21 protein-coding genes and 1 other annotated feature are annotated in these 19276 nt (G+C 40.9%); of the genes, 20 read left to right on the forward strand and 1 reads right to left on the reverse strand.

Annotated elements, in window-relative coordinates:
* Positions 1-107 precede the first annotated feature (107 nt).
* The 20 genes from ileS to mnmA all read left to right on the forward strand — a co-directional run bounded on the left by ileS (position 108) and on the right by mnmA (position 18089).
* Positions 108-2915, forward strand: coding sequence for an isoleucine--tRNA ligase (gene ileS / locus GQR93_RS05670; protein WP_202212594.1), 2808 nt, complete (start codon positions 108-110; stop codon positions 2913-2915).
* 131 nt (positions 2916-3046) lie between these two features.
* On the forward strand, positions 3047-3262 hold the full coding sequence (locus GQR93_RS05675) for a cold-shock protein (RefSeq protein ID WP_035444938.1): 216 nt from the start codon (positions 3047-3049) through the stop codon (positions 3260-3262).
* A 59-nt stretch (positions 3263-3321) separates the two neighbouring features.
* Positions 3322-3864, forward strand: coding sequence for an NUDIX hydrolase (locus GQR93_RS05680; RefSeq protein ID WP_003555159.1), 543 nt, complete (start codon positions 3322-3324; stop codon positions 3862-3864).
* A 12-nt stretch (positions 3865-3876) separates the two neighbouring features.
* Complete coding sequence (locus tag GQR93_RS05685; protein WP_003555160.1) at positions 3877-4167, forward strand: hypothetical protein; 291 nt, start codon at positions 3877-3879, stop codon at positions 4165-4167.
* A 69-nt stretch (positions 4168-4236) separates the two neighbouring features.
* Positions 4237-4938, forward strand: coding sequence for a 5'-methylthioadenosine/adenosylhomocysteine nucleosidase (locus tag GQR93_RS05690; RefSeq protein WP_035444939.1), 702 nt, complete (start codon positions 4237-4239; stop codon positions 4936-4938).
* Between the two features lie 6 nt (positions 4939-4944).
* The gene (locus GQR93_RS05695; RefSeq protein WP_003555165.1) at positions 4945-6114 is read left to right on the forward strand and encodes a cysteine desulfurase family protein; all 1170 of its coding nucleotides are present in this window, start codon (positions 4945-4947) and stop codon (positions 6112-6114) included.
* Positions 6114-6458: a DUF1831 domain-containing protein gene (locus GQR93_RS05700; protein WP_003555168.1), complete on the forward strand. Its 345-nt coding sequence runs from the start codon at positions 6114-6116 to the stop codon at positions 6456-6458. The genes GQR93_RS05695 and GQR93_RS05700 overlap by 1 nt, the downstream gene beginning before the upstream one ends.
* A 418-nt stretch (positions 6459-6876) precedes the next feature.
* The gene (locus GQR93_RS05705; RefSeq protein WP_003555169.1) at positions 6877-7905 is read left to right on the forward strand and encodes a branched-chain amino acid aminotransferase; all 1029 of its coding nucleotides are present in this window, start codon (positions 6877-6879) and stop codon (positions 7903-7905) included.
* 218 nt (positions 7906-8123) lie between these two features.
* Positions 8124-9164, forward strand: a complete 1041-nt coding sequence (locus GQR93_RS05710) for a branched-chain amino acid aminotransferase (RefSeq protein ID WP_003555171.1) — start codon at positions 8124-8126, stop codon at positions 9162-9164.
* 152 nt (positions 9165-9316) lie between these two features.
* A complete protein-coding gene (hisJ, locus tag GQR93_RS05715; RefSeq protein ID WP_003555173.1) occupies positions 9317-10165 on the forward strand; it encodes a histidinol-phosphatase HisJ in 849 nt (282 codons plus the stop codon).
* A 74-nt stretch (positions 10166-10239) separates the two neighbouring features.
* Positions 10240-10502, forward strand: a binding site (T-box leader).
* 128 nt (positions 10503-10630) lie between these two features.
* Positions 10631-11788: an ATP phosphoribosyltransferase regulatory subunit gene (locus GQR93_RS05720; RefSeq protein ID WP_003555175.1), complete on the forward strand. Its 1158-nt coding sequence runs from the start codon at positions 10631-10633 to the stop codon at positions 11786-11788.
* Positions 11775-12428 (forward strand): ATP phosphoribosyltransferase, encoded by a 654-nt coding sequence (gene hisG, locus GQR93_RS05725; protein ID WP_003555176.1) that lies wholly within the window; start codon positions 11775-11777, stop codon positions 12426-12428. Before GQR93_RS05720 ends, hisG begins: the two co-directional genes overlap by 14 nt.
* Positions 12429-12433: 5 nt before the next feature.
* On the forward strand, positions 12434-13018 hold the full coding sequence (gene hisB, locus GQR93_RS05730; protein ID WP_003555177.1) for an imidazoleglycerol-phosphate dehydratase HisB: 585 nt from the start codon (positions 12434-12436) through the stop codon (positions 13016-13018).
* Positions 13018-13644, forward strand: coding sequence for an imidazole glycerol phosphate synthase subunit HisH (gene hisH, locus GQR93_RS05735; protein ID WP_003555179.1), 627 nt, complete (start codon positions 13018-13020; stop codon positions 13642-13644). The genes hisB and hisH overlap by 1 nt, the downstream gene beginning before the upstream one ends.
* Positions 13622-14350, forward strand: coding sequence for a 1-(5-phosphoribosyl)-5-[(5-phosphoribosylamino)methylideneamino]imidazole-4-carboxamide isomerase (hisA, locus tag GQR93_RS05740; RefSeq protein ID WP_003555181.1), 729 nt, complete (start codon positions 13622-13624; stop codon positions 14348-14350). The genes hisH and hisA overlap by 23 nt, the downstream gene beginning before the upstream one ends.
* Positions 14340-15098: an imidazole glycerol phosphate synthase subunit HisF gene (gene hisF / locus GQR93_RS05745; protein ID WP_003555183.1), complete on the forward strand. Its 759-nt coding sequence runs from the start codon at positions 14340-14342 to the stop codon at positions 15096-15098. Before hisA ends, hisF begins: the two co-directional genes overlap by 11 nt.
* Positions 15068-15430, forward strand: coding sequence for a phosphoribosyl-AMP cyclohydrolase (gene hisI, locus GQR93_RS05750; RefSeq protein WP_080544238.1), 363 nt, complete (start codon positions 15068-15070; stop codon positions 15428-15430). The genes hisF and hisI overlap by 31 nt, the downstream gene beginning before the upstream one ends.
* Positions 15423-15749 carry a phosphoribosyl-ATP diphosphatase gene (gene hisE / locus GQR93_RS05755; protein ID WP_003555187.1) on the forward strand — a complete coding sequence of 109 codons (327 nt, stop codon included), beginning with the start codon at positions 15423-15425 and terminating at the stop codon, positions 15747-15749. The genes hisI and hisE overlap by 8 nt, the downstream gene beginning before the upstream one ends.
* Positions 15750-15776: 27 nt before the next feature.
* Positions 15777-16862, forward strand: coding sequence for a histidinol-phosphate transaminase (gene hisC, locus GQR93_RS05760; protein ID WP_003555188.1), 1086 nt, complete (start codon positions 15777-15779; stop codon positions 16860-16862).
* 102 nt (positions 16863-16964) lie between these two features.
* Positions 16965-18089: a tRNA 2-thiouridine(34) synthase MnmA gene (gene mnmA, locus GQR93_RS05765; protein WP_003555191.1), complete on the forward strand. Its 1125-nt coding sequence runs from the start codon at positions 16965-16967 to the stop codon at positions 18087-18089.
* A gap of 158 nt (positions 18090-18247) precedes the next feature.
* Here mnmA and GQR93_RS05770 read toward each other — a convergent pair whose 3' ends face one another.
* On the reverse strand, positions 18248-19168 hold the full coding sequence (locus GQR93_RS05770; RefSeq protein WP_003555194.1) for an AEC family transporter: 921 nt from the start codon (positions 19166-19168) through the stop codon (positions 18248-18250).
* Positions 19169-19276: the final 108 nt, after the last annotated feature.

The raw sequence follows: 19276 nt of genomic DNA on the forward strand, positions 1-19276 counted from the left end.
CGTCCCTTGGGCGGAATCTTTTTTTGTATCGTTTGATCTGTCAGGGTGTACAAATAACGGTAGTTTATTACGCTATTACTTTTAAAATGGAGAAAGGGAGTCAAATAATGCGGGTAAAAGACACTTTAAACTTAGGCAAAACGAAGTTCAAAATGCGTGGTAATCTTCCTGTAAAAGAAGTGGAACGTCAAAAAGCATGGGAAGAAAATCGTGTCTACGAACAACGACAAAAATTAAATGAGGGCAAACCAAGTTTTGTTCTTCACGATGGACCTCCATACGCCAACGGAGATATTCATATGGGACATGCGATGAACAAAATTTCTAAGGATATTATTGTTCGTTACAAATCAATGACCGGATATCGGGCACCTTACGTTCCCGGTTGGGATACACATGGCTTACCAATTGAACAAAAATTAACCCAAGCCGGCTATGATCGAAAGAAAATGTCGACCAACGACTTCCGAAAGCTTTGTCAAGAATATGCGATGAAGCAGGTTCAACGCCAAATGGATGAGTTTAAACGTCTTGGCGTCTCCGGGGATTGGGATCATCCCTATCTCACATTGCAGCATGAGTTCGAAGCTGCCGAGGTTCGTGTCTTTGGGGCATTTGCCAAACGTGGCTTGATTTACAAGGGTAAAAAGCCTGTTTATTGGTCATGGTCATCCGAATCTGCGCTTGCTGAAGCAGAAGTTGAGTATCATGATGTTACATCACCATCTGCTTTCTATGGCGAAAAAGTCATTGACGGTAAGGGTGTTTTGGAAGACGACAATACATTTATGGTGGTTTGGACAACGACGCCTTGGACAATTCCAGCGTCGGAAGGTATCACCGTAGATGCTGATTTTGATTATGCAGTGGTTCAACCTGAAGATGATGAACGAAAATTCGTCATTGCCAGTGAGCTGCTTGAAAAAGATGAAGGCCTATTTGGCTGGAAAAACGTCAAAATTGTTAAGACAGTTAAGGGACGTGATATGGAAGGCATCCTTGCTGAACATCCATTTGACCATAGTCGAAAAATATTAACAATGTTAGGTGATTTTGTTACGTTGGATGCCGGTACCGGACTTGTTCATACTGCTCCCGGATATGGTGAAGATGACTTTAATATTGGTCGGAAGTATGGATTGGATATCTTTGCACCCGTTGATGATCGTGGGTATTTGACTAAAGAATCAGGCGAAGATTTTGCTGGAGTCTTCTATGAAGATGCTAATAAAATCGCGTTGGATAAGTTAAAAAAGGCTGGTCTGTTATTGGATTACATGCCGCTGAATCATAGTTACCCATTCGACTGGCGTACTAAGAAACCGATTATTTTCCGAGCAACGCCACAATGGTTTGCTTCTGTTGATAAAATTAAAGATGATATTTTAAATGCTATCGAAGATGTGACCTTTTACCCTGATTGGGGAAAGGTTCGTCTCTCCAATATGATTAAAAATCGTGGCGATTGGGTCATTTCCCGACAACGTGTTTGGGGTGTGCCGCTTCCGATTTTCTATGGTGAGGATGGCGAAGCAATTATTACCCAGGAAACAATTGACCATGTTGCTGACTTGTTTGCCAAATATGGGTCGGATGTTTGGTTCGAACGTGAGCCCAAGGACTTATTACCAGATGGCTTTACCAGTGAACATTCACCAAACGGCAAATTCACTAAAGAAAATGACATCATGGATGTTTGGTTTGATTCAGGTTCATCGCACCAAGGGGTCTTGGCAGCTCGTCCAGAGTTGACTTATCCCGCAGATATGTACCTTGAAGGTTCTGACCAGTATCGTGGTTGGTTTAATTCAAGTCTGATTACCAGTGTTGCCGTTTCAAATAAAGCACCGTATAAATCAATTGTCTCACAAGGTTTCACACTTGATGGTAAAGGCCATAAGATGAGTAAATCTTTGGGCAATACGATTGCACCAATTGATATTATCAAAAAAATGGGTGCTGAAATTGTTCGTCTTTGGGTAACATCTGTTGATACATCAGCTGATGTTCGAGTTAGTCAGGAAAACTTTGTTAAGATTTCGGATGCTTATAAGAAGATTCGAAACACAATGCGATTCTTGCTAGCAAACACGTCTGACTTTGATCCAAAGACAAATGCAGTTGCGTTTGATGAAATGGAAAGCCAAGATCAGTACATGACTGTTTTGCTTAATAAGTTTCTTGGTGAGGCTCGTGATAGTTTTGAACAGTATGACTTCTTGACTTTCTATAAGAAATTCCTGAATTTTGTGACAACCGATTTATCGGCTTTCTATCTGGATATGGCAAAGGATATTGTTTATATTGATAAGAAGGACGGTCATAAACGTCGCTCCATGCAGACAGTTATGTATCATGCTGTTACGACATTGACCAAGCTGATGACACCGGTCCTGCCGCATACAGCCGAAGAAATTTGGGGATTCTTGAAAGAACCTGAAGACTTTGTTCAATTGACTGATATTCCCAAGCCACAGCATTTTGACAATGAGGCTGATATTTTGGAAGAATGGACCAAGTTTATGACTTATCGGGATGATGTGCTTAAGGTTCTGGAAGAGGCGCGTGATGCCAAAGAGATTGGCAAGGCATCAGAAGCATCGTTGACAATTTACGCGACAACCGAAGTGAAAGATCTTTTTGAATCGTTAAATGTAGATCTTGCAACGGTTCTTCTGGTTTCCCAGTTGACAGTTAAGGACTTTACTGATGCACCGGATAATGCAACGAAGTTTGATAGTGATGGCTTGGCACTTCTGGTTGAGCCGGCAAAGGGTAAAACATGCGAACGCTGTCGTTTGGTTAGGACTGACGTTGGTTCCGATAGTGACTATCCTACTTTCTGTCACTCTTGTGCTGAAATTGTTCGTAGTGAATTCCCAGAAACGGTTGCTGAAGGTTTTGAAGCTAAATAATCAGAATCGTTTAACAATTTGAAAAACTGTTTTAAAACTAATTGTAAACCAGTACAATTAAGAGGTTGAGGCCAGGCAAATGTCTGGACAGCCTCTTTTTTGATTTGAAGAAGCTTCAGGAGGAATTTAAAATGCTTTATGGAAAAGTAAAAACGTATAATGCTAAAAACGGTTTTGGATTTATTACACAGGATCAGGGAGACAATCTGTTCTTCTTTAAGAATGCCTTTCATGGTGAAGACTATTCGCGGATTGTTCCAGGGATTCGTGTGAGCTATGTTGTTGTTGAAGGCCAAAAGGGGCCACAGGCTGCTAAAGCACAAATTGTGGAAGAAGCGGGTGAATAATTGCATTAAGGACTGAATGTTTGTAAAATATATTTATTAATGGAAAATAGGGTGATCTTGTGGATTTTGAAGAACATGTCGTTGATTCTCAAAACATTTATGATGGTGCAATTATCAATGTTGAAAAACAAACAGTCCGGTTGCCAGATGGTCAAACGGCTTTTCGAGAAATTGTTCATCATTCCGGTGCTATTGGTGTTTTAGCGCTTACCAAAGACAATAAGATTATCCTGGAAAAGCAATGGCGAGCACCTGTTGAAGCAACAACGATTGAAATCCCCGCAGGAAAAGTGGATAATCGCGATACGGACTTTCATCACGCGGTTATTCGTGAACTAAACGAGGAAATTCGATATACACCAAAGCACGTTGAGGAGCTTTTTGGGTTTTATTCTTCCGTAGGCTTTTCGGATGAATACATGAAATTGTATCTCGCCACTGATTTAGAGCCTGTTAAAGATAAATTGCCCAGAGACAAGGGTGAATTTTTGCAAATCATCGAAAAGACGTTGGATGAAGCTGTTTCAATGATTACAAATGGTGATATTAAAGATGCAAAAACAATTATGGCAATTCAGCATTGGCAATTAATGCAAAAGTAGGTGATTTTTTAAGTGGTAACCGATGATAAAAAAGAATCCAAAGCCCTTACAAGAGAACAATATCGAAAACTCAAGCAGCAAGAGGATGACGATTTTAAACAACGAGACAAAAAAAGAGTTGAAGTAGAGCGAGCTTATGCGAGGACACATCAACAAAATCCCGGCGATGATGCTGCTATTGCAGATGCCAATCAATTCAAGACGCCCAGATGGCATAAAATTAATAGGCGGCTAAATTGGACGATTGGCATTCTAGCTGTTTTGATTGTCATTGTTTACTTGGTTCTTTTCTTTGTTAATTAAATTTTTAATATGATTTACAAATTATAAAAAGTGCCGACACTATACTATTTTAGTTTAAGGAGAATGATCATGACTTACGGCGTTATATGCGCAATGGATGAGGAACTTGCTATTTTAAAAGAGGCATTGGTAAATGAATCTGCTCAAAACTATGGTCAGATGAATTTCTATACGGGTCAAATTCATGGACAGGATGTTGTACTGGTTAAATCAGGCATTGGTAAAGTTCAGGCTGGCATTACAACATCAACGCTGATTAATGAATACCATGTTGACGCGGTCATTAATTCCGGTTCTGCAGGCGGAATTGGCGATGGATTGTCAATTGGCGATATTGTTATTTCAACAGAAACGGCTTACCACGATGTTGACGTGACTGCATCAAACTATAAGGTGGGCCAATTACCAGGATTTCCGGCCAGGTTTGAAGCATCCAAGGATTTGGAGGACGCTATCGCACAAGCAGCTAAAGAAAGCGGTGTGACTGCCCATTTTGGCTTAATTGTGTCAGGTGATCAGTTTATTGCAGATTCCAAACGGATTCAACAAATTAAGGACAACTTTCCAGACGCGTTATGTTCGGAAATGGAAGGGGCTGCGGTCGGCCAAGTTGCCTTTCAAAATCATGTCCCGTATGCCGTGATCCGAGCAATGTCTGATGTTGGGGATGAAAATGCCGAAGTCAGTTTTGATCAATTCATTATTACGGCTGGTAAAAAGTCCGGTCAGATGTTGATTGATTTATTCGAGAACGAAGCAGCAAGGAAGTGAAAAGACTTGGAAGAGATTTATTTAGATAATGCTGCAACGACCAGAGTTTCAGATGAAGTTTATGCAGAATTAATGGACAAGTATAAGAATGTTTATGGGAATGCGTCGACGCTTTATGGGCTCGGACGCCAGTCCAAAGAGGTTATGGAACACGCCAGAGAAGTGATTGCCAAGTCAATTAACGCGGACCCCGAGGAAATTGTTTTTACCAGCGGTGGTTCCGAGAGTGACAACACCGCAGTAATGCAAACAGCTTTTGCACGTCAATCTTTGGGAAAGCATATTATTACGACTGCAATAGAGCATGAAGCCATTTTAAGGCCCATGCAGGCGTTAGAGAAGCTGGGCTTTCGAATTACCTACTTGCCGGTTGATCAGTACGGAAACATCTCCTTGGACGACTTTAAAGCGGCATTGGACGATGATACGATTCTGGTTTCGATCATGACAGGAAATAACGAAGTCGGTTCCGTTATGCCGATCCATGAAATTGGCGAGATTTTAAAAGATCATCAAGCATGGTTTCATACAGATGCCGTTCAAGCATATGGGTTATTAGATATTGACGTCCAACGTGATCATATTGATTTATTGTCAACGTCTGCACATAAAATTAACGGCCCAAAAATGATTGGGTTTTTATATCGTCGAACAGGTGTTAACTTCCCAAGTTTAATTAAGGGTGGCGATCAGGAGACAAAACGTCGTGCAGGTACTGAAAATGTGCCGGCAATTGCTGGCTTCGCCCGTGCTGTTGAGACGATTACCAGTGAGGAAAAGGCACATCGTCAGGCTAAATATCTAAAATTCAAAAAGTATATTGCCGATAAATTAACAAAAAATGGCATTGACTTTGACATTAACGGTCAAATTACCGAGGACAATTTAAACCACGTTTTTAATATTTGGCTAAAGGGAATTTCAACCTATGTGATGCAAACTAATCTGGACTTGGCAGGAATTGCTGTATCTGGTGGTTCGGCTTGTACAGCGGGAAGTATTGAACCTTCCCATGTTTTGGTTGCAATGTATGGTAAGGACAGTCCGCGTATCAGTGAATCGATTCGAATTAGTTTTGGGCGTTACAACACGTATGAGGATTTGGACAAACTGGTTGCTGCGATTACCCAAACGGTTAAACGTTTAAAAAATAAAAATAGGGAAGTGAAACTGTGATGGCTTTTTCCACAACGGCTAAGGTGAGTGGTGATTCGCATGCTTACGAACTGAATTCTGAAGTGAAGAAATATACGTTAAAAGACTTGGGATTTACGGAGACCAAGGCTGGCAATTATTCTTTAGAACGCTCATTAGACCCTAATTCTCCATACGGAACCGGGTATAAATTTAAAATGATGGTTTCTAAAGGGCTGGACGGTTTTCGAATGTCCATTACAACGGGAAATGGACTGCAAAAAGTTAATATTTTTAAAAATTCTGAAACACAAGAAAGTGTTGATCAATTCAATTTCTTGATTAATAATTTGGTTGATCGAGAAGTCTTGAAACGAACGGATTAGGTAAGGATGCTTTGAATTTTTAAATGAAACTCAGTTAGGCAACCGGTTAATATCGGCTTGCTAACTGAGCTTTTTTGATTTTTGAAGAAATAATTCATCTCGTGTTGCACATGTGTTAACGACATTAATTAGTCTGTGACAGGGATCCTTTTTTTGAAAAATGTCTGTCAAAAAGATGATCACTCAATTGATTTGGTTTGAAGAAAGGATTTTTCATATTGACAGAGCTTTTTAAAAGGGCTAAATTAGATATTAATTAAGATACAATGATAAACGCACTAAGGATAATGACTTTTATTATTTCCTATAGGCGAAGCTAGGCTTATTTTTCAACCCAACCACCTTTTAATGTCATAGTTGTTATTTTTACTCGATTATTAGAGTAGCTTGATTTCAATTTTAAGGAGGTTTCTTATCAATGGCAAAACAAGATGTTAAGGATCTTGATTGGTCCAATTTAGGATTTACATATAGAGATTTACCATATAGTTACAACGAAGAATTTAAAGATGGTAAATGGCAGAACGGTGGCTTGACTACTGATTCCACACTTACATTTTCCGAAGCCGCCGAAGATCTTCACTACGGTCAAGAAGTTTTTGAGGGCATGAAGGCTTATCGGACAAAGGACGGTGGCATCAACCTGTTCCGTCCTGAAATGAATGCCGAAAGAATGGCCAATTCGGCTAAGCGACTTGTAATGGAACAATATCCAAAAGATAAGTTTGTTGAGGCTGTTAAAGCCGTTGTTAAAGCAAACCAAGAATTTGTACCACCTTATGGTTCGGGCGGATCATTATACATTCGTCCATTTATGGTGGGAACCGAGCCTGTTGTGGGTGTTTCCCCATCGACTGAGTATACGTTCCATATTTATGCGACTCCGGTTGGCGCTTATATTAAAGGATTAAATCCAATGCCTTATACCGTTAGCGACTATGATCGAGCTGCCGGTGCCGGTACTGGTCAGGCTAAAACTGCCGGTAACTATGCAAGTAGTTTATTACCATCAATTTTAGCCAAAAAAGCCGGCTTTGCGGACTGCCTGTACTTGGACCCTCGTGAACACAAGTATATCGACGAATTTGGTGGCGCTAATTTCTATGGTGTCACTAAGGATGGGCAATTTCTGACACCAAAATCAGATTCTATCCTGCCATCAATTACCAAGAAGTCCATCTTACAAATTGCAAAGGATCAGGGATTAAATCCTCAGGAAACCCGAATTGCAATTGATGATTTGGATAACCTTGCAGAAGCTGGCGCAATGGGAACAGCTGCCGTTATTTCACCTGTCGGTTCGTTGACTTATAAGGGTAATAAGCACGTCTTCTATAGTGAAACAGAGGCCGGCCCTGTTACGCAGAAGTTGTATGATACTTTGTTTGGCATTCAAGAAGGCGATGTTGAAGACAAGCATGGCTGGGTTGAATCCGTCGATCTATAAAATGAGTAACTGCCTTTAGGCTATTTGGTATTGTCTAAAGTAAAAACGTTTCGCCCTTTTGGGAGAGGCGTTTTTTGATGTTGCAAAAAGTAATAAATTAAAATTTGACAAAATTACAATTTCAATCGGGTTGACATTAATCCATTAAAATATTAGACTATTAGAAATTGGTTAGACCAAGCCAATTGATATCATTACATATTTTTAGGAGGATTTTTATGGCTAAAGCAAAACCAGCATCAGAGTTAGATTACAACAACTTAGGATTCAACTATATGGATCTGCCTTATCGTTTCCTAGCCCACTATTCGGATGGCAAATGGGACGCTGGCAAGTTGACTGAAGACAGTACATTACATATTTCAGAAGGGTCAACGTCTCTTCATTACGGTCAGGCGGATTTTGAAGGCCTGAAAGCTTACCGGACAAAAGACGGCAGTATTAATTTATTCCGACCGGATATGAACGCAAAACGGATGCATAATAGTTGTGAGCGTTTACTAATGCCACCATACCCTGAAGATAAGTTTATTGAGGCTGTTAAGCAGGTTGTAGCAGCAAATGCCGATTATGTGCCGCCATATGGTACCGGCGCAACGCTTTATCTGCGTCCTTTAATGATCGGAATTGGAGGCAATATCGGTGTTCATCCAGCTTCAGAATACTTGTTCACCATTTTTGCGATGCCTGTTGGTGCTTACTATAAAGGTGGGTTAAAGCCAACTAACTTCACGACCTCATATTATGATCGTGCTGCACCTCACGGAACCGGTCAAAGCAAGGTTGGCGGTAACTACGGCGGGAGTTTACTTCCCGGGGACGAGGCTCATAAAGCAGGTTATTCGGACGTTATCTATCTTGACCCAGCTACTCATACAAAAATCGAAGAAGCCGGTTCTGCCAACTTCTTTGGCATTACAAAGGATAACGAATTTGTTACACCAAAATCACCATCAATCTTACCAAGTATTACAAAATATTCCGCACTTTACTTGGCTGAGCATCGATTGGGACTAAAAGCTGTTCAAGGCGATGTCTTTATTAATGATTTGGATCGCTTTAAAGAGGCTGGCGCAATGGGAACTGCCGCTGTTATTTCACCAATCGGCGGTATCGAATATAAAGATAAGCTTCATGTATTTTATAGTGAAACTGAAGTTGCGCCATTAACACGTAAGCTTTACGATGAATTAACCGGTATTCAATTTGGTGATGTAGAAGCGCCTGAAGGATGGATTCAAAAAGTACCGCTCAATTAAATTATTTAATAACTGAAATACAGAATTGAGTAGCGGCATTTTGATCCGAAAGATAAATAAACGACCCGACTATTCTGTTTTTAGGACTAGTCGGGTTATTTATTTATCTGATTAGAAGGTTGAGACTTAAACATTTAAGATAGTTTAGAGAAATGGGAGATAACGATATGCTTAAACGAGAAGGTCATTCTCATACGGAATTTTGCCCACACGGTAGTGGTGATGATGTAGAATTAATGATTCAAAGGGCCATTCATCTGGGCTTCAAAGAGTATAGTATCACCGAGCATGCGCCACTGCCCCCAGAACTTCAGAACGAGTATGCGGGGCAAAAAACGGGTTTAACGGAAGCCTCAATGTCAATGTCCGATTTGGATGCTTACTTTAAAAAAATGACATTAATGAAGACTAAATACGCTGATCAAATTCACATTCATATTGGGTTTGAAGTGGACTACTTGGCAGATTTTGTCTCATGGACGAGAGATTTTCTGGATGAATACGGGCCAAGAACCGATGATAATATTTTATCCGTCCATTTCATGAAGGGAAAAGATGACAAATATTGGTGTGTAGACGATACCATGCAAGATTTCGAAATCGGGTTGCTTAGCGAGTCAGAAAATGCTCAAACGTTATTTGCGACCTATTTTAATTTGGTTGATGAATCCGTTACAGCAAGCTTGGGTCAGTATGCGCCTAATCGAATCGGTCATATGACATTAATTCGAAAGTTTCAGGATCGCTTTAATTTGGATTCTCAATATAACGAAACTAATCAAAAATTAATCCAAGAGATCCTTAGAAAAATCTTGGATAGGGGATTGCAGCTTGATTTCAACGCTGCGGGCCTTTATAAGGCTTATTGTAATCAGCCCTATCCGAACTTTAAAATCGCCATACAAGCGCAACAAATGGGTATTCAGCTGATTTATGGCAGTGATGCGCACAGCGTGGCTGAGATCGGTCATGGTTATCACGGATTGGCAGAATTCTTTTAACCAAATTCTCAGAAAGAACTTGACTTTTTTATACGCCGTGTTATGATTTCTTATAAATTAAAGATTAATAATAAAATAAAGTTTTGATTAGAAGAAGTAATCGGCTCTGAGTGTAAAGAGAGTTCCGCTGCTGAGAAGGGACCATTCCGACCGGTGAAAACACATCTATGAACTAGTTGATTGAACAGAGTAGATCAATTCGCAAGTTTAGCGTTATCAGGGTTACCGCAACTGTTATCGGGCATTTGTCTGCTGAGTAGTTGTTGGCAACGTAAGGCAATCTATCGTGAGGTAGGTGCAAATTGGGGTGGAACCGCGATTAAAATTCGTCCTCGAGAACTGACTTTCAGTTTTCGAGGACGTTTTTTATACAGTATGTGATTCAAAGCGATTATCAGAACACACAGATTTTTTTCAAACACAATTATTATCAATCCTCCAATAAAATCTAAGGAAGTGGTCGACATGAAAAATAAAAATTTACCAAATGGCACTCGGGATGAGTTTGGTGTTCAAGCAGAAGTTAAAGAAGCAATTCAGATGAAACTCCTAGGCCTCTTTAAAGACCGGGGGTTTCGAAAATTAACAACGCCGGTATTAGAGTATTCTGATGTTTTTGAACCACTTAGCACGGATAATTATCGACCATATCAATTCTTGGATGAACAGGGTGAAACGTTGGTGCTTCGACCGGATCTGACATTACCGGTTGCAAGGGTCATGAGTACGACAGGCGTGGATTTGCCAGTTAAATGGTACTACAGCGGGGATGTCTTTCGAGTTAAAAAGCGGCTTTCGGGAAGCTATAATCAAACCACTCAAGCGGGGATTGAAATTATTGGTTACAAAGGAATTAAAGCTGACTGGGAATGCCTTCAGGTAGCATTATCTGGATGTCAGCAAATGGGCTTGGAAGATGTCACTGTTGAAATTAGCCAGGCAAAATTCGTTGATACGGTCATTAATCAACTTGAGTTGCCCGAACCTACCAGAAACAGTCTGAAAATGGCATTGTTCGATAAAGATTTAAACCGTTATCAAAGTCTTTGGTCACCATTGGTCCACACAAAGTTTGAAAAATTTTTAGCAGAATGGCCATGGTTGTTTGGGGACTTTGATCAGGTGATTCGAATTGTAGAAACACTGCCCAGATCAGCAGAACTGGAAGCGATCATTAAGGATTTGATTGCAACTAAAACATTTATTAATCAACAATTTCCCAACTTTCAGGTCACGCTTGATCTAAGTGTTCGGTCACCTCAGTCATATTATACCGGCATGGCTTTTCGAGGCTTTACCGGTAAATCAGCGGATTATTTATTCAGTGGTGGTCGATATGATGATCTGTTAACAAACTTTCAGAAAGTAAAAGTCTCCGCTGTTGGTGTGGCGTTTGACGTTGACGCTTTGGTGGAACGAACGGCTTTACCGGCCAATAAACAGCAAACGCTTATTTATTTTGATGATGATCAATGGCAGCTTGCCGAAAAGAAGCTGCAGGAAATTCCAAATTCAACGCTCTGCCTCACACAATCGGTTCAAGCAGCTAAGCGGTTGGCTGATAGTGATGGTAACAAGCTTTTGGATTTGACGGAAGGCAGGTCACAAAATGGAACCAATTAAAATTGCCCTGACAAAGGGGCGAACAGAGCAACAGGTTGTCCCATTACTGGAGGCGAGTGGTATTAACTGCCAGGGACTAAAAAATAAGGGTCGTAAATTAATTTTTAATGATGATCCAAGGTATGACTTTATTTTGGTAAAGGGCCCCGATGTTTTGACCTATTTAAATAGCGGTACCGTTCAAATAGGAATTGTTGGCAGCGATGTATTGGATGAACAGGAAAATTCCCAATATGCCATGTTAAATTTGAGTGTTGGAAAATGCCGATTTGTCTTAGCCTCAACTGCTGATTTCAACCCACAGCAACAGCGGCGAAAGATTATTGCAACTAAGTATCCCAACATTACCAAACGTTATTTTGAAGGCATTGGTGAAGATGTTGAGATTATTAAGATTGAAGGCTCGGTTGAACTTGCTCCGCTGATTGGATTGGCGGATGCAATTGTCGATATTGTGGAAACGGGAAATACCTTACGTGAAAACAACCTTCGGGTATACGCAAAGCTACAGCCGGTTAATACCAAATTAGTCGTCAACCGTCTGGCCCTTAGGCAATATCAACCACAGATCAAAACATTGATTTCCAACTTACAGACAGCGGACAGACAAGCCGTCAAGGCAAAATTAATCAGGGAGTGACTAGTATGAGAACGGCAACTATTTCCAGAAATACAAATGAAACGCAAATTGAATTACAGTTAAATCTTGATGATTATTCAACAATTCAAGTTGATACAGGTATTGGATTTCTTAATCACATGTTAACAGCATTTGCCAAACATGGTCGCTTCGGGTTGATTGTTAATGCCAAAGGTGATTTGGATGTTGATCCACATCATACGACCGAAGACGTTGGCATCGCGCTTGGATTAGCATTAAAAGAGGCTTTGGGTGATAAAGCCGGCATCGAACGATTCGGGTCCGCGCTTATTCCGCTTGATGAAACACTTAGTCGAGTTGTCATTGATTTATCAGGAAGATCCTATCTTGTTTTTAAAGCAGAATTTGCCAATGATCACTTGGGAGGATATGACACTGAAGTGACAGAAGATTTCTTTCAAGCTTTTGCATTTAATGCCGAATTAAATTTGCACGCCGAGGTCCTGTATGGACGTAATACACATCATAAAATCGAAACTTTATTTAAAGCTTTAGGAAGGGCATTACGGGCTGCTGTCACGCTGAATCCTGAAATTAAAGGGATTCCATCAACCAAGGGGGTCATTTAATGATCATTGTGATTGATTACGATACTGGAAATACCAGAAACGTCAAAAAAGCGCTTGATTTTCTGGGTGTTGAAAATAAATTAAGTGCTGATCCACAGGAAATCACAAATGCGGATGGCGTTATTCTTCCTGGCGTCGGCGCTTTTAAAAAAGCCATCGATGCACTAAATGAACGGCAGTTAATTCCGGTTATTCAACAGGTTGCCAAGCAGGGAACACCGATGTTAGGGATTTGTTTGGGCATGCAATTACTGTTCGATCGAAGTCTTGAATTCGGTGACACAACCGGACTTTCCCTTATCAAAGGCGATGTTATTCCAATCCCAACTAATTTAGGCGTGAAGGTTCCCCACATGGGGTGGGATTTGAATCAGGTTACGCAATCTGATCCGATTGCAGATATATTTGATCAACAATTCAGTTATTTTGTGCATTCGTTTTATGTCAAAACGTCTGCAGATAAGGTTTTGGCAACGACTGATTATGGTGTTCAAATACCAAGTATCGTTAGACAAAATAATGTGATCGGAATGCAGTTTCATCCTGAAAAAAGTGGTCAGGTTGGCCTTAATGGGTTAACAAAATTTAAGGAGATGGTTGAAAATGCAGATTATTCCCGCAATTGATTTGAAAAACCAAGAGAGTGTGCGACTGTACCAAGGGGACTTTAACCAGACAACCTTGATTAGCGAGTCACCTGTTCAGCAGGCACTTGCGATTGAAAGGGCGGGATTAACCAATTTACATTTGGTTGATTTGGACGGTGCGAAATCCGGGCGTCCCGTCAATCGGGCAATTATTCAACAAATTTGTGAACAAACCGGACTTGCTGTTGAGGTTGGCGGTGGCATTCGATCCCTTTCCCAAATCAATACCTATCTTACTTCAGGAGTGACTCGAGTTATTCTTGGTTCGGCAGCGTTGAATGATCCTGAACTGGTCCAAGAAGCAATTAAGCAATTTGGCGCAGATCAAATCGTTGTTGGTATTGATGGTAAAGATGGACTGGTGGCAGTTTCAGGATGGCTTGAGCAAAGCACTGTCAAAATGGATGAATTAATGGCGTCAATGGTTGCCTTTGGCGTTAAGACGTTTATTGTTACTGATATTTCAAGAGACGGTACAATGAGCGGCCCAAACGGTGACCAGTTGAGCCATTTACAAAAGCAATTTACAGCCGCAACCGTTATTGCTTCAGGCGGTATCCGAAACGTCACAGACCTCAATCAGTTGGCCGATTTGGGGATTCGTGCAGCAATTGTCGGCAAAGCAATGGCCACGGGAGATTTACCGTTACAGACTTTGGCGGAGGTGAACCAAAATGTTGGCTAAACGAATTATTCCCTGCTTGGATGTTGACCACGGCCGAGTTAAAAAAGGTGTTAATTTTGTGAACTTGCAGGATGTTGGTGATCCCACCGAAATTGCCGCGGCCTATCAAAAGCAGGGTGCAGATGAACTTGTTTTTTTGGATATTACGGCAACCAATGAAAAGAGAAAAGCAATTGTTGAAACAATTGAGCAGGTTGCAAGCCAGGTCTTTATGCCGTTGACCGTTGGTGGCGGCATTCATGACGTTTCGGATATGATGAATCTGCTCAGGGCAGGTGCTGATAAAACAGCTGTTAACTCAGCTGCAGTTCGCCATCCTGAATTAATCACCCAGGGAGCTGAAAAGTTTGGAAGTCAATGTGTTGTATTAGCAATTGATGCAAAATTTAATCCTCAAACCCAAACCTATCAAGTCTACGTGAATGGTGGCCGCAAAGCGACAAATTTGGATGCAGTACAATGGGCAAAGGAAGGTGTCAAAAGGGGTGCAGGCGAGTTACTGGTTACCAGTATGGATAAAGACGGGACTAAAAGTGGTTACGATATTGATCTATACAGACAGTTAACAAAAGCTGTTTCAGTTCCGGTGATCGCTTCCGGTGGATGTGGAAAGCTGACAGATTTTTCGGATGTTTTCCGGGAGTCAGACGTGGATGGTGCATTAGCCGCTTCCGTTTTTCATTTTGGCGAACTGACTATTAGTGATGTTAAGCAACAATTAAAAACGGATGGGGTGATCGTACGTTAAAACCAGACTTTGCAAAATATCCGGACAATCTGGTTCCGACGATTGTTGTTGATAGTCAAACCAACCAGGTCTTAATGATGGCCTACGTGAACGAAGAAAGCTATCAGCGAAGTTTAAAAACCAGGCAAACCTGGTTTTGGTCTCGAAGCCGTCAGGAGCTATGGCATAAAGGCGAAACAAGCGGCAACACGCAAGAGATTGTTTCAATGGCGATTGATTGTGATGAGGATACATTATTAATGCGGGTGATTCCTGCTGGGCCGGCTTGTCATACCGGACACACAAGTTGTTTTTATCGAAATGTTTTAGAGGAGGAAAAAGATAATGGCTGAACAAAATTTGGATGATTTATATCAATTAATATTAGAAAGAAAAAATAATCCTGAAAAGGGATCTTACACAGACTATTTATTTACGAAAGGATTGGATAAAATCCTTAAAAAGGTAGGCGAGGAAGCTACCGAAGTTGTTGTTGCTGCTAAGAATGATTCAGATCCTGATTTTATCTTGGAAGTTGCCGATTTAGCCTATCACGTGGAAGTGTTAATGGCAGAGCGGGGAATTACAACTACCCAGATTAAGGAAGAATTGGCGAGCCGAGAAGGTCGTCAAAGTAAAATTCAGGATCGAAAAGATATTAAAAATTGGTAGTTTAGTACCAAGAATTGGAGGACTCCTATGGTAAAAGAATCTGTTAAGCATCTTAATCCGTACGTTCCCGAACAGACACTGGATGATCTTAAAAAACAATATGGACTTAAAAAATTAGTTCGACTGTCAGCCAATGAAAATGCGTTTGGCACTTCTCCCGAGGTTGCGCGAGCTTTAGACAGTTGGCATTTTTCAGATGCAAATTTATATCCTGACAGTAACGCCGAGGTCCTTCGACGGAGTATTGCCACCCGGTTTAATATCAGTGAAGATCATCTGCTCTTTGGAAATGGCTTGGATGAGGTCATTGAACTATTATGTCGGGTTATTCTTGAACCTGGAGATGAAGTGATCGATCCTGCCCTGACGTTCTCCGAATACCAGCTTCATTCTCAAATTGAAGGTGCCAAGATCAAACGGGTTGCACTTGATGATGCCGGGTATTTGAACTTAGCAGCCATTAAACGGCAATTAACGCCTAAAACTAAAATCATATGGATTTGCAATCCTAATAATCCAACTGGGACTTTTTTAGAACCGGCCACCATTAAATCCTTTTTGGAAGCTATACCGGATAGCGTTACGGTGATTGTAGATGAAGCTTATATTGACTTTGTGAATGAAAAAAATGTTTCGGTTATTCAATTGACCAAACAATTTAATAACCTGGTTGTGTTAAGGACACTTTCAAAAGCTTATGGATTGGCTAATTTTCGAGTTGGCTATGCTGTTTGTAATCCACCTTTAATGGCCTATCTTCAAGCCGCTCGATTACCTTACAATTTGAGTACTTTTGCCGAGGTGGCTGCTACCGCAGCTTTTAAAGATACAGAATTTGTCAAACGGGTTGTCAACACGATTGCTGAAGAGCGTATTAAATGGAACCGCTTTTTAACGAAACAAAAACTACCTTTTTACGAGTCATCTGCCAACTTTATTTTTTTCAAAGCAGGTAATTCAGATAAACTACATGATTATTTACTTAGAAACGGTTACCTAATCAGAAATGGATTAAAGCCGGGATGGTTGAGAATTACGATAGGAAGGCCTGAGGACAATTCAGCAGTTCAGAAATTAATGGCAGCGTATTTCAACGCGTCATTTAACATGTGATCAGTGGCATTTCATCGCAGAATGCGTTAATATAAATTTTACTGGAAATTACGACCTTCACTCGTGGATTCTCCAGAATCTAATTGAAATGATGGTGGTTTTATGCAAGACAACAGTCAAACTCGGGTTGTTGTTGGAATGAGTGGTGGCGTTGATTCGTCAGTTGTCGCTTATTTACTCAAACAACAGGGTTACGACGTGATTGGCGTTTTCATGAAAAATTGGGATGATACTGATGAAAATGGTGTCTGTACAGCAACGGAAGATTATAAAGATGTTGCCAAGGTTGCCAATAAAATCGGCATCCCTTATTACTCGGTAAATTTTGAAAAAGAGTATTGGGATCGGGTCTTCACATACTTCTTGGATGAGTATAAAAAAGGCCGGACTCCTGATCCGGATGTGATTTGTAATAAGGAAATCAAATTTAAAGCATTTTTGGATTACGCTTTGGAATTGGGTGCTGATTACATCGCAACAGGACATTATGCTCAATTAACGCGTGATGAAGATGGGCACAACCATTTATTGCGTGCCTCAGATGGTAACAAAGACCAAACGTACTTCTTGAGTCAGTTATCGGCCAATCAGTTGGATCGGGTTATGTTTCCGATTGGTAACCTGGTTAAGCCGGAAGTTCGTGAAATTGCACGAAAGGCTGGTTTAGCCACGGCTGACAAGAAGGATTCAGTTGGTATTTGTTTTATTGGTGAGAAGAACTTTAAGCAGTTCCTGGGTCATTACTTACCTGCGACTCCGGGCAAGATGATGACTGTTGACGGTGAAGTCAAGGGGCAGCACGACGGTTTAATGTACTACACAATTGGCCAGCGTCGCGGTCTTGGTATCGGTGGTGACGGTGTCGATAACCAGCCTTGGTTCGTTGTTGGCAAGGATTTAAAGAAGAATATTCTTTATGTTGGCAAGGGTTATCACAATGAGTTGCTGTACGCCGATTATTTAGAAGCTTCTGATATTCATTGGGTTAATAATTTGGATCGTGGTCAGGACTTTCATTGCACGGCCAAGTTCCGTTATCGTCAAAAGGACACTGGTGTGACCGTACACTTAAGCGATGACGGTCAAAAAGTGCGGGTTGATTTTGATGCGCCTGTACGTGCCATTACACCCGGACAGGCAGTTGTCTTTTATGACGGCGAGGAGTGTTTGGGTTCTGCGATCATTGATGCCGCATATAAGCAGGCTGAAGAATTGCAGTATGTATAGCGGAACAAGTGTGCGGATCAAAGCGTTTAGCACCCGGAATATAAGGCATTGATTTAAAATGACTTGTCCAAGTCAAAAGGGAAGACCAGACGATTTTGTCTGATCTTCCTTTTTGTTTTCAGTAACATTGAAATAACAGGGGCAATTATTGCTAATGGTTATCCGATTAGCCACATAAAGATAGGCATTGTGATGAATGAGAAAACGGTGCTCCAAAATTGAATGGAAGCAATTTCGGATTCATTTATTTTGAATTGGATGGCCAAAGTAGTTGGCATCGTAGCAGTTGGAATGGCCAAGGTCAAAACAACGATATTGATGAGGCCGGCTGGTGCATTGACTGCCAACATAATTAGCCAAATGATACATGGAAAAACCACGTTTTTGGCAAAGACGCTGACCCCAATAGATAAATTAATGGTAATTCTTCTGGTAAAGAGAACAATTCCGATTGAGAATAAGGCAAGTCCACCGGCAACTTTACCAAGAACCATAAACGTATTTTCCAGTTCCGCCGGCATTTGCCAACCTGCCAGGGCAATCACAAAGCCAAGCAGCGCGCTGATGACCAACGGCTTTTTGAATGTGCTGATTAGCCGCTGACCAAGGGACGTGACTTCTCCCTCTTTTGCAAGGGAAGCAAAAACAGCTGGTAACAGTAAAATGTTGATAATCAGCGTACACAGACCGATGGTAATGGCACTGACCTGATTGCCAAATAATAGCGGTAAAATAGCCGAACCGATAAATGGGACCGATGGGTCGGCAACTGATAAGGCACGTAAAGACGAAAGGTCAAGTGGCAATCTAAAACCGAATCGATAAGCGATAATCAAAACAATGTAACAGCCAACCATACCAACCAACAGCCAACCGGCTAATGGAATGTCGGCAATGATAATTTTTCTGGGAGTCCCCCATATACCGGCAAAAACGCTGAACGGAAGTGCATAATTCATGACTAATTTTACAAATTGCTGACTATCGTGATCATCAAAATCATTTCGATAAGCAGCGAAGTACCCGATTCCGATCGTGGTAATAATCGGAATCAAGGCAAACAATAGTGTTTGAAGCATCCCAATTTCCCCCTAATGTGCTTTTCAATTCCAGGGTCATTAACTTAATGAGATCTGTATGAGAGAAAAGCTAATTAAAGTAAGCTTACCACTGAATAATTAAGTTTT

Source organism: Lentilactobacillus hilgardii, from assembly GCF_009832765.1.
Lineage (GTDB): Bacteria > Bacillota > Bacilli > Lactobacillales > Lactobacillaceae > Lentilactobacillus > Lentilactobacillus hilgardii.